9 protein-coding genes are annotated in these 10,920 nt (G+C 56.9%); 8 read left to right on the top strand and 1 reads right to left on the bottom strand.

The features are described 5' to 3' along the window. The 6 genes from HGHM_RS13070 (at nucleotide 1) to lpxC (ending at nucleotide 6,126) form a co-directional block, all read left to right on the top strand. The gene (locus tag HGHM_RS13070) at nucleotides 1-987 is read left to right on the top strand and encodes a D-alanine--D-alanine ligase (RefSeq protein WP_019141986.1); all 987 of its coding nucleotides are present in this window, start codon (nucleotides 1-3) and stop codon (nucleotides 985-987) included. 22 nt (nucleotides 988-1,009) lie between these two features. Continuing rightward, a complete protein-coding gene (locus HGHM_RS13065; protein WP_026075994.1) occupies nucleotides 1,010-1,777 on the top strand; it encodes a cell division protein FtsQ/DivIB in 768 nt (255 codons plus the stop codon). A gap of 10 nt (nucleotides 1,778-1,787) precedes the next feature. Further along, on the top strand, nucleotides 1,788-3,020 hold the full coding sequence (gene ftsA / locus HGHM_RS13060) for a cell division protein FtsA (protein ID WP_019141984.1): 1,233 nt from the start codon (nucleotides 1,788-1,790) through the stop codon (nucleotides 3,018-3,020). A gap of 168 nt (nucleotides 3,021-3,188) precedes the next feature. Next, nucleotides 3,189-4,364, top strand: coding sequence for a cell division protein FtsZ (gene ftsZ, locus HGHM_RS13055; RefSeq protein WP_019141983.1), 1,176 nt, complete (start codon nucleotides 3,189-3,191; stop codon nucleotides 4,362-4,364). Between the two features lie 166 nt (nucleotides 4,365-4,530). Continuing rightward, nucleotides 4,531-5,037: a peroxiredoxin gene (locus HGHM_RS13050; protein WP_019141982.1), complete on the top strand. Its 507-nt coding sequence runs from the start codon at nucleotides 4,531-4,533 to the stop codon at nucleotides 5,035-5,037. A gap of 153 nt (nucleotides 5,038-5,190) precedes the next feature. Beyond that, on the top strand, nucleotides 5,191-6,126 hold the full coding sequence (gene lpxC / locus HGHM_RS13045; RefSeq protein ID WP_019141981.1) for a UDP-3-O-acyl-N-acetylglucosamine deacetylase: 936 nt from the start codon (nucleotides 5,191-5,193) through the stop codon (nucleotides 6,124-6,126). Between the two features lie 56 nt (nucleotides 6,127-6,182). Here lpxC and HGHM_RS13040 read toward each other — a convergent pair whose 3' ends face one another. Continuing rightward, nucleotides 6,183-6,692, bottom strand: a complete 510-nt coding sequence (locus tag HGHM_RS13040; RefSeq protein WP_075111721.1) for a hypothetical protein — start codon at nucleotides 6,690-6,692, stop codon at nucleotides 6,183-6,185. 50 nt (nucleotides 6,693-6,742) lie between these two features. Here HGHM_RS13040 and HGHM_RS13035 point away from each other — a divergent pair, with 50 nt between their 5' ends. Together HGHM_RS13035 and secA are read left to right on the top strand one after the other, a co-directional pair. Then, on the top strand, nucleotides 6,743-7,696 hold the full coding sequence (locus HGHM_RS13035; protein WP_019141979.1) for a M23 family metallopeptidase: 954 nt from the start codon (nucleotides 6,743-6,745) through the stop codon (nucleotides 7,694-7,696). A gap of 342 nt (nucleotides 7,697-8,038) precedes the next feature. Then, on the top strand, nucleotides 8,039-10,804 hold the full coding sequence (gene secA / locus HGHM_RS13030) for a preprotein translocase subunit SecA (protein ID WP_019141978.1): 2,766 nt from the start codon (nucleotides 8,039-8,041) through the stop codon (nucleotides 10,802-10,804). The last annotated feature ends 116 nt before the right edge of the window (nucleotides 10,805-10,920 follow it).

The raw sequence follows: 10,920 nt of genomic DNA, 5'->3' as shown, positions 1-10,920 counted from the left end.
ATGAATGCGAAAGAATTGGCTAAGGAATTGGGCAAGGTTGGTGTGCTGTATGGCGGGCGCTCGGCCGAACGCGAAGTGTCCCTGATGTCCGGCGCCGGCGTGCTGAAGGCACTGCAAAGCAAAGGTGTCGACGCGCATGGCTTTGACACGGCGAAACGCAGTCTGTCGGACTTGGCGGCGGAAAAATTCGATCGGGTGTTCATTGCATTGCACGGCCGCTATGGCGAAGACGGAAGCCTGCAGGGCGCGCTGGAGCAGCTCGGCATTCCGTACACCGGATCGGGTGTGATGGCATCGGCGATTGCGATGGACAAAGTCATGACCAAGCGCATCTGGATGAGCCACGGCTTGCCGACGCCGGCGTTCGCCGTCCTTGATGGGAAGACGGCAAGCGACGAAGAATTGCGCAAGGTGGCGAATGATTTCGGGCTGCCCCTGATGCTCAAGGCGCCGCATGAAGGCTCGACCATCGGCATCCGCAAGGTTTCCGCACATGAGGAAATGCGCACGAGCTTCGATTACTGCGCGAAATACGACGAGTTCGTGCTGGCCGAGGCCTTCATCACCGGCCGTGAACTGACGGTGCCGGTGATCGGCAGCGGGCGTACGGCGCGTGCCTTGCCCATCGTCGAGATCCGTGCGCCGCAGGGCAATTACGACTATGAGCACAAATATTTCAGCGACGACACGCAGTATCTCTGTCCGGCGCCGCTGGATGCGGCTCTGACGCAGAAGATCCAGTCCCTCGCCGTACGGGCTTTCAATGCACTCGGCAGTGCAGGCTGGGGCCGCGTCGATTTCATGTTGCGCGCAGTGGACAATGAAGCGTTCTTGCTGGAGATTAATACATCGCCCGGAATGACCGGGCATTCGCTGGTGCCCATGTCCGCCAAGGTTGCTGGTATGGATTATGAAGATTTGTGTGTCGAGATTCTGCGTTCGGCAGATCTGGACATGAAACCGTCGAACGACTGGCGTCCGGAATAAGCGGGAAGAAAAAGACCGAATCATGTGGCACGACGTTCGAATGCTGAATGCAATCACTAACGCGCTGCTGGGCTTGCTGGCGCTGAGCCTGGTTGCCGCCGGTTTTTGGTGGATCGCGCAGCGTCCGATGTTCACGCTGAAGCTGATACGGGTGGAAGGTGTAAGCGCAACACAGCTGCGGCGCGTTAATGCTTCAACCGTGCGCAACACGGCACTGCCGCGCATCAAGGGGAATTTTTTCTCGGTGAACCTGGATGCGGTGCGCCAGGCATTCGAAGCCGTTCCCTGGGTGCGCAAGGCAACGGTGCGGCGCGAGTGGCCGAACCAGCTGATCGTGACGATTGAAGAACATCAGCCGCTGGGCACCTGGGGAGAGGATGGACGCCTGCTTTCGGCGAAGGGCGACGTGTTCACCGCCAATCTGGCTGAAGCGGAAGAGGACGGCGAGCTTCCGGAGTTCGCCGGGCCGGAGGGGAGCGAAAAGGAAGTGGTGGCGCGCTATCGCGAGCTGCAGGACTGGTTTACGCCCATTCGCGTTGCTCCGGAGTCGGTGCAGTTGTCCAGGCGTTACGCCTGGACGGTGAAGCTGGACAACGGCATCTCCGTGGAGCTGGGGCGGGAGCAGAGCAGCACTACCTTGAAGGAAAGGGTGGATCGGTTGATCAGTGTTTATCCGCAGCTGGTGGCGCAATTGCAGGACAGGATAGAAAGTGTGGACATGCGGTATCCGAACGGCTTGGCGTTGAAGGCGCATGGACTGGCCCTGGGGCTGGATGGGAAAAAAAGGTAAGCGGAACAATATGACAAAAGACGCAAAGAATCTGATTGTCGGCCTCGACATCGGCACTTCGAAAGTGGTGGCAGTCGTGGCCGAGGTCATGCCAAACGGGAGGCATGAAGTCATCGGCTTGGGGCAGCACGAGTCGAAGGGGATCAAGAAAGGCGTAGTGGTCAACATCGAGGCGACCGTCGAATCGATCCAGCGCGCGCTGGAAGAAGCCGAGCTGATGGCCGACTGCAAGATCAGGAATGTGTACACCGGGATCGCCGGCAGCCATATTCGCAGCTTCAATTCGAGCGGCATGGTGGCCATCAAGGACAAGGAAGTCACGGCCACCGATGTGGCACGCGTGATCGAAACGGCCAAGGCGGTGAACATTCCGACCGACCAGCAGCTCCTGCACACGGTGCCCCAGGAATTCATTGTCGACAGCCAGGAAGATGTGCGTGAGCCGATCGGCATGAGCGGCATTCGACTCGAGGTCAAGGTACACATCGTCACCGGCGCGGTGTCTGCCGTGCAGAACATCATCAAGTGCGTGCGTCGCTGCGGGCTGGAAGTGTCCGACCTGATTCTGCAGCCGATGGCCTCGGCTGATGCAGTTCTCACGCCCGATGAAAAGGAACTCGGTGTCGTCCTGATCGACATGGGTGGCGGCACGACCGATGTCGCGATCTTCACCGAAGGTGCGATTCGCCATACTGCAGTGATCCCGATCGCGGGCGACCAGATTACCAATGACATCGCGATGGCGCTGCGCACGCCGACGGCGGAAGCGGAAGAAATCAAGCTTCGTTACGGCGTGGCCAAGCAGGTACTGGCTGATCCGGGTGAAACCCTGGAAGTCCCGGGGCTGGGCGACCGCGGATCGCGACTCCTTTCGCGCCAAGCGCTGGCCGCCGTGATCGAGCCGCGTGTCGAGGAATTGTTTGCGCTGGTGCACCAGGTGGTGCGTGAGTCCGGCTACGAGGAAGTGCTGTCGTCCGGCGTTGTCCTGACCGGTGGATCGGCAATGATGCCCGGTATGGTGGAACTGGCTGAGGATATTTTTCTGAAGCCGGCGCGTCTTGGCACGCCGGAATACAGCGGGCAACTGGCGGATGTGGTGCGCAGCCCGCGCTACGCAACCGTTCTCGGCCTCTTGCTGGAAGCGAAAAAGCAATACCTGCGCGGGCACATCGTGACGCGTCAGGACGGATCGGTAAAGGCAATCTGGCAGCGCATGAAGGAATGGTTTTTGGGGAATTTTTAAGGTCGTAATGGGTGGGCCCGACAGTCGATCCGGCCGTCTCGGAAAGCTGGTCGGGCAGTCTTCACGATATCAACTTTTTTAATGTAATAACCGGCAGTTTGCAGTTGCTAGTCAGCACACCGCGTGATGACTAACGACTGAGAACTGCATATTTGATAGGGAGTCATCATGGAAATCGATATGCTTGACAATGCATCAAACGGCACAGTGATCAAGGTCGTAGGCGTCGGCGGCGCAGGGGGAAATGCCGTCCAGCACATGATCAACAAAGGCGTGTCGGGGGTGGAATTCATTGCTGCCAATACCGACGCGCAGGCGTTGAAACAATCGCTGGCACATAACGTCATCCAGATCGGCGAGTCCGGTCTGGGTGCCGGTATGAAGCCGGAAGTGGGTCGTGCGCTTGCAGAAGAGTCGCGTGCGCGCATCGAAGACGCGTTGCGCGGTGCGCACATGGTGTTCATCGCCGCCGGCATGGGCGGCGGCACCGGCACTGGTGCTGCGCCGGTCGTTGCTGAAGTTGCGAAGACTCTCGGCGCGCTGACGGTGGCCGTGGTTTCCAAGCCGTTCTCGTATGAGGGCGCGAAGTGCATGGAAATCGCCGATCAAGGCCTGGAAGAGCTGAGCAAGCACGTCGATTCCCTGATCGTGATCCTGAATGAGAAGCTGGAAGAGATTTACGAAGACGACAGCATGATCGAATGGCTGCAGCATGCCGACGATGTGTTGAACAACGCGGTCGCCGGCATCGCTGAAATCATCAATGTGCCGGGGCACATCAATGTCGACTTCAACGACGTCAAGACAATCATGGGCGAGCAGGGCAAGGCCATGATGGGTACCGCAACGGCTTCCGGCGTCGATCGCGCCCGTATTGCGGCTGAGCAGGCAGTGGCTTCGCCTCTGCTTGACGGCATCGACTTGTCCGGCGCGCGCGGCGTGCTGGTCAACGTGACCGCCAGCCGCAACCTCAAGGGCAAGGAAATCAAGGAAGTCATGGCCACCGTGCGCGCCTTTGCCGCACCCGATGCCTCGATCGCACAGGGTATTGCGTACGACGATGAAATGGGCGACAACATCCGCGTGACCGTGGTGGCAACCGGTCTCGGTCGCGCACGGAAAAACGTTCAGCTCGTCCAGACGCCGGTCCTGCGCACAGGAACCCACAATGAGCCGGTGGCGGCAGGCGGGTCACAGGGCGGGCAGGCAGGATCGGCTTTCGGCGGACTGAAGGCTCCTGCGGTTTGGCGTCGCGAGTCCGCTTCGGAAACCGTGCGCGCGCTGGAAAAGAATGGCATGGAAACCTATGACATTCCGGCCTTCCTGCGCAAGCAGGCGGACTGATGGCTGCGGCATGACAGGATTCGCCCAGCAGGGATGAGTCCTGTCGCCGACTTGTAGGGGCGCTGCAAGAAAACCAGGATCAGGGCATACTGAGATTTGCATGCCGCGTCTTTATGGCGCGGCGTTTCATTTGCCTATGCTGGGAAATACGACAAGAGGACATCAGATGACTATCAAGATCGGCGACCGCCTGCCGGAAGGCACACTTACCGAATTTATCGAATCTCCCACCGAGGCCTGTGCCATCGGACCGAACACCTTCAATGTCGCCGATCTGGTGAAAGGCAAGAAGATTGCCATCTTCGGCTTGCCCGGCGCCTTTACTCCGACTTGTTCGGCACAGCATGTGCCGGGATATGTAAAGCATGCAAATGCCTTCCAGGCCAAGGGAGTCGACGAGATCTGGTGCATTTCGGTCAATGATGCCTTCGTCATGGGCGCATGGGGGCGGGACCAGAAGGCAACCGGCGTCGTCCGCATGATGGGCGACGGCAGCGCGGCATTCACCAAAGCCCTCGGTCTCGAGTTCGATCTCACCGCAAGGGGCATGGGTATCCGTTCGCAGCGTTACTCCATGCTGGTCGAAGATGGTGTGGTAAAGCAGCTGAATATCGAGCAGCCCGGCAAATTCGAGGTTTCGAACGCGGAAACTTTGCTGACGCAACTAGGGTGAATTAATTCACTGATTGCACGACAACGGCGCGCATGCGCCGTTTTTTTAGATAGAGATTGCCGGAAGTGGAAGCGGCTTGATATTTGCCGTGGCTCGCTCGCAACGGTTACATCACATAACAACTGACTCATGGGTAAGTTGTTATAATGCAGCATGCTTAAGCAACGGACCCTGAAACAAGTTGTCAAGACAGTCGGCGTCGGACTTCACTCCGGCACCAAGGTCACATTGACCTTGCGTCCCGCTCCTCCCGATACCGGAATCGTATTTCGCAGGGTCGATCTCGACCCCGTAGTCGACTTGCCCGCCAGCGCGATTGGTGTTGGTGATACGCGCATGGCGTCGACCTTGGACAAGGGCGGTGTCAAAGTTTCTACGGTCGAACATTTAATGTCAGCTTGTGCGGGTCTTGGCGTCGACAATATTTATATCGATGTCACTGCCGAAGAAATTCCCATCATGGATGGATCGGCCGCCTCCTTCGTCTTTCTGTTGCAGCAGGCCGGCCTGGAAGAGCAGAGCACGCCCAAGAAATTCATCCGAGTCAAGAAGCCTGTGGAAGTTAGCGAAGGCAACGGCGACCAGATAAAGTGGGCCAGACTCGAACCCTATGACGGCTTCAAGCTCAAGTTCTTCATCGAATTCAAACATCCAGCGGTAGATGGCACGGGACAAACTGCCGAAGTCGATTTCGGTACCGAGTCTTATGTGAAGGAAGTGGCAAGGGCACGGACTTTCGGATTCATGCAGGATGTCGAAACCTTGCGAGGAATGGGTCTTGCACGCGGGGGTTCGTTGGAAAACGCCATCGTGATGGATGAGTATCGGATCCTGAATCCGGATGGCCTGCGCTATGAAAATGAATTTGTCCGACACAAGATACTGGACGCTATTGGCGACTTGTACCTGGTTGGGCACCCTTTGCTGGCCAGTTATATCGCGCACAAGTCAGGCCATTCCCTGAATAATCAGTTGTTGCGCGCCTTGCTTGCGCAGCCCGATGCTTATGAAATCGTGACCTTCAATACACTCGATTCTGCGCCGAGCGCCTATCTTCAGCAGGCCGGGCAGGAGTGGGCGTTCAACTAGGCGAAACCTCCCGCGTTTTCACTCCCCATCTCTCTTTTGCTGCGTCGGTGTCGCCTTTACGCGGACCTGCCGTGCCGACGTAGCATCACATCGATCGCCGCTTTCAGATTCCCATTCCGAGGCGTATTTTCCAAGTCCCGAGCAAGTTTCGCGAGCGCGGAAAGTGCTCCTGATGACAGCGGGGATTTCTTGGGTTTTGTTACATTCTGGTAACTATTGCTTTGTTGCACTTTGATTTTTATTGAATTAACCTGCCAGTTCAGGTCCAGCAAGCCTTTTAGCAATTTCGGAACCTGCTGCTTCAGTTTGGCAGCAAGAGCTACGGTTGGGCTTGATAAAACCAACTGGCCGGACTGGAAATGCAGTACGGTGCAAGCGCCAAAAAACGTCGGGAGAATGGCGGCGCAATCTTTTTGCAGTGCAGCGATGCGCGCAACCGCAGGTAGAAGCGAGGCGACTTGCTCATGTGCCTGCAAAAAATCCGCAGCCCCCTTTGTGGATTCAGACGAAGAACGAACAGAACGTGCGCTAGCACGCAAATGCGACGGATAAGCGGGACGATTCATAAGTCAACCTTATCACAGCTCGTAGAAGCGCACGAGTCGGAGGAGTTGAAATGCAAGTCATCCTTGTGAATTCGCGCTTTGCGCGCGCCAAATCGATCACCTTGTCCAACCGTCACCTGTTGCTGGCGACATTCCTGTTCGTCGTTGCTGTCTTCCTCTGCTCTTCGCTGCTGTATTACTTGACCTTTCGCCATGCTGGCCAGCTCAACCTTCCTTTCGTGCGCACCATCGTTGCGTCTGCAACACAGGACGACGCCAGCAGAACGGAAAAGTACGTGAAGGAAAATCTTGCAGCAATGGCGAAGAGAGTGGGTGAGATGCAGGCGCAATTGATGCGTCTTGATGCCCTTGGAGAAAGAGTGCAAGGCTTGGCTGGTGTGAAGCCGGAAGAATTCAATTTCAAGGAGCTGCCGGGACGGGGCGGCGCCGAGCCGTCCAGTCTTGATGAAAAGACGCTTGGCATGGCGGAATTTCAGGCAACCCTGGACGTACTGGCAAAGGATGTCGAGCGCCGTTCCGATTACATGAATGTCGTGGAAACGACGCTCATGAGCAATAAGATCAAATCCAAGCTGCTGCCGACTATTCAGCCAGTCAATGTCAGCTACAGTTCCTCAGGATTTGGCTGGAGGCTGGACCCTTTCACCGGTCGTAACGTGCGCCATGAAGGCATCGATTTTCCCTCGCCGATCGGCACCCCAATCCATGCTGCAGCGGGAGGCGTCGTCATCACCGCCGAGTTCCATCCCCAGTACGGCAATATGCTGGAAATCGATCATGGCAACAACATCGTTACCCGGTATGCGCACACTTCGAAACTGTTGATGAAGGTCGGCGACATCGTCAAGAGAGGGCAACAGATCGCCTTGGTAGGGTCGACCGGACGTTCAACCGGACCGCATTTGCATTTCGAAGTGCTGGTCCGGGGTGTTCAGCAGGACCCGCACAAATTTCTGCTCGCAGGCGGCAATCCAGCCAAACTGGCCGCGCTGGCACAGAATTGAGCAAATACAGGTGGGAGGGATTCGTCCTCACACCTGGTCCTGGAATTGATCTCCCCGCCAAATACGCAAGTCCAACGCGAAAACTCTTGTTTCCGGCGCTTTGATCCCAACATTTTAAAAGTTCATGTACTGAACTGCACTGACGGGCTAATGTTTCCAGACTTCTAGCAAATGGCCCGCATTGCCATGGCATTTTCCCGCGCCTTTTTTCATGCCTGCCGGAGATAGAGAGAGCGCATGATAAAATTCGCCATTTGGCTGGCCGCGAAAAGTACGGCCGGTATGGCCTGAATCAGCGCACTCCCCAATGGGGTTTTACGACGCCTTTACTAGAAACCTAGCATGTCATTACTGACCCAGATTTTCGGCAGTCGCAATCAGCGACTGATCAAGCAATATCAAAAGACTGTCCGCGACATCAATGCGCTTGAACCGGCGATGGAAAAGTTGTCGGACGCCGAGCTGCAGGCCAAGACGCCGGAATTCAAGGACCGTGTCGCCAAAGGCGAGAAGCTGGACGATATTCTTCCGGAGGCGTTTGCGGTTTGCCGTGAGGCAAGTAAGCGCGTGTTGAAAATGCGCCATTTCGACGTCCAGTTGATTGGCGGCATGGTGCTGCATTACGGCAAGATTGCAGAAATGGGCACTGGCGAGGGTAAGACTCTGATGGCGACTTTGGCCGCATACCTGAATGCCTTGTCAGGCAAGGGTGTACACGTAGTTACGGTCAATGACTATCTCGCCCAGCGCGATGCCGAATGGATGGGCAAGCTTTATGGCTGGCTTGGTCTAACTACCGGCATCAACCTTTCACAGATAGATCACTCTGCGAAGCAGGCTGCCTATGCTGCCGATATCACCTACGGCACCAATAATGAATTCGGGTTCGACTATCTGCGGGACAACATGGTCTACGATGCCGCTGATCGCGTGCAGCGCGGATTGAATTTCGCGGTCGTCGATGAAGTGGACTCAATTCTGATTGATGAAGCAAGAACACCTCTGATCATTTCCGGCCAGGCCGAGGACCACACCGATCTGTACCTGAAGATGGATGCCGTGCCGCCTCTGCTGACCCAGCAAATTGGAGAAGAAACTCCGGATGGCAAGGGCAAGATCGAGGTGCCGGGCGATTACACCAAGGATGAAAAGTCACACCAGGTGTTGCTGACCGAAGCCGGCCATGAAAAGGCGGAGCAGATCCTGACCCGCATGGGCCTGCTGCCCGAAGGCGCCTCGCTCTACGATCCGGCCAACATCACCCTGATTCACCATTTGTATGCGGCCTTGCGTGCCCATACCTTGTATCACCGCGATCAACACTATGTGGTGCAAAACAACGAAGTGATCATCGTCGATGAATTCACCGGCCGCCTCATGGTAGGCCGCCGCTGGTCCGACGGCCTGCATCAGGCGGTCGAGGCGAAGGAGCGCGTCAAGATTCAAGCCGAGAACCAGACGCTCGCATCGATCACTTTCCAGAACTACTTCCGCATGTACGGCAAGCTGGCTGGCATGACCGGTACTGCGGATACGGAAGCCTACGAATTCCAGGAAATCTACGGCCTGGAAACTGTGGTCATCCCGCCCAACAAGCCGAGCCAGCGCAAGGACCGCCAGGATCAGGTGTACAAGACTGCGCAGGAAAAGTACAACGCCATGATCGCCGACATCAAGGATTGCTACGAGCGTGGCCAGCCGGTTCTCGTGGGTACTACCTCGATTGAAAATTCCGAGCTGTTGTCCAGCATCCTGAAGAAGGAAAAATTGCCGCACAACGTGCTTAATGCGAAACAGCACGCGCGCGAAGCGGAAATCGTTGCCCAGGCCGGCCGCCCAAAAATGATCACGATCGCAACCAACATGGCTGGCCGCGGTACCGATATCGTGTTGGGTGGTAACGTCGAGAAGCAGATCCAGTTCATCGAGGCGGATGAAACCCTGAGCGAGCAGGAAAAGCAGGCGCGCGCTCAGAAGCTGCGCGATGAATGGCAATCACTGCATGAACAGGTAGTGGCTGCGGGCGGCTTGCATATCATCGGCACCGAGCGCCATGAATCGCGCCGGATCGACAACCAGTTGCGCGGCCGCTCAGGCCGTCAAGGCGATCCGGGATCGTCGCGCTTCTATCTCTCGCTTGATGATCCGCTGCTGCGTATATTTGCTGGCGATCGCGTGCGCGCGATCATGGACCGCCTGAAGATGCCGGAAGGTGAGCCGATCGAGGCCGGCATCGTCAGCCGTTCCATTGAATCGGCACAACGCAAGGTCGAGGCGCGCAATTTCGATATCCGCAAGCAATTGCTCGAATATGACGATGTCGCCAACGACCAGCGCAAGGTGATCTATCAGCAGCGCAATGAATTGCTTGAGTCTCAGGATATCTCGGAGATGATTGCGTCGCTGCGGCATGGCGTATTCACCGAGGTGTTCCGTGCCTATGTGCCGGAACAGTCGGTGGAAGAGCAGTGGGATATCAAGTCGCTGGAAGCTGCGCTGGCCAATGAATGGCAATTACCGGTGGCGCTGTCCGCAATGCTCGAGGCAGAGCCTAATCTGACGGATGACGAATTGCTGGAGCGCGTCCTGCAGGCCGCCGACGAGTCCTATAACGCGAAGGTCAATATGGTCGGCAAGGATGCTTTCGCCGGCTTCGAGCGCAGTGTCATGCTGCAAAGCATTGATAGCCACTGGCGCGAACATTTGGCAGCACTGGATCACTTGCGTCAGGGCATTCACCTGCGAGGTTATGCACAGAAGAATCCGAAGCAGGAGTACAAGCGGGAAGCTTTCGAATTGTTCGGCCAGATGCTGGACCTGATTCGCAACGAAGTGGTTCGGGTCATCATGACCGTACGGATCCAGTCCCGCGAAGAGATTGATGCAGCCGAAGAGCAACTGGCGCACTCGCATGTCGAGAACGTGCATTACCAGCATGCGGAATTCGATTCCGAAGCCGCCCCCGAAGAGTTGCTGGCGCCAACTGCAAATGCAGAGTCGTCCCCGGCGCAAACCGTCGCGCATGCCGTTCCCAAGGTGGGTCGGAATGATCCGTGCCCCTGCGGTAGCGGCAAGAAATACAAACAGTGCCATGGCAAGCTGGCATAACGAGGTTGGCCTAGGATGTTGCAAAGAAAGGGCGGGGGAACCTGCCCTTTGTGCTTGTTGAGCAGCCTGCTGATGCGACAGGCAGTTTCAGTCGCGCGCGCATTGGCGGTGCAGCA

It is taken from the genome of Noviherbaspirillum massiliense JC206 (genome assembly GCF_000312045.1).
Lineage (GTDB): Bacteria > Pseudomonadota > Gammaproteobacteria > Burkholderiales > Burkholderiaceae_D > Noviherbaspirillum > Noviherbaspirillum massiliense.
This window is presented reverse-complemented; position numbering and strand designations above follow the sequence as displayed.

Excerpts from the sequence above, each read along its gene's own strand:
- HGHM_RS13070 (WP_019141986.1), top strand. The coding sequence starts at position 1 with ATGAATGCGAAAGAATTGGCTAAGGAATTGGGCAAGGTTGGTGTGCTG.
- HGHM_RS13065 (WP_026075994.1), top strand. The coding sequence starts at position 1,010 with ATGTGGCACGACGTTCGAATGCTGAATGCAATCACTAACGCGCTGCTG.
- ftsA (WP_019141984.1), top strand. The coding sequence starts at position 1,788 with ATGACAAAAGACGCAAAGAATCTGATTGTCGGCCTCGACATCGGCACT.
- ftsZ (WP_019141983.1), top strand. The coding sequence starts at position 3,189 with ATGGAAATCGATATGCTTGACAATGCATCAAACGGCACAGTGATCAAG.
- HGHM_RS13050 (WP_019141982.1), top strand. The coding sequence starts at position 4,531 with ATGACTATCAAGATCGGCGACCGCCTGCCGGAAGGCACACTTACCGAA.
- lpxC (WP_019141981.1), top strand. The coding sequence starts at position 5,191 with ATGCTTAAGCAACGGACCCTGAAACAAGTTGTCAAGACAGTCGGCGTC.
- HGHM_RS13040 (WP_075111721.1), bottom strand. The coding sequence starts at position 6,692 with ATGAATCGTCCCGCTTATCCGTCGCATTTGCGTGCTAGCGCACGTTCT.
- HGHM_RS13035 (WP_019141979.1), top strand. The coding sequence starts at position 6,743 with ATGCAAGTCATCCTTGTGAATTCGCGCTTTGCGCGCGCCAAATCGATC.
- secA (WP_019141978.1), top strand. The coding sequence starts at position 8,039 with ATGTCATTACTGACCCAGATTTTCGGCAGTCGCAATCAGCGACTGATC.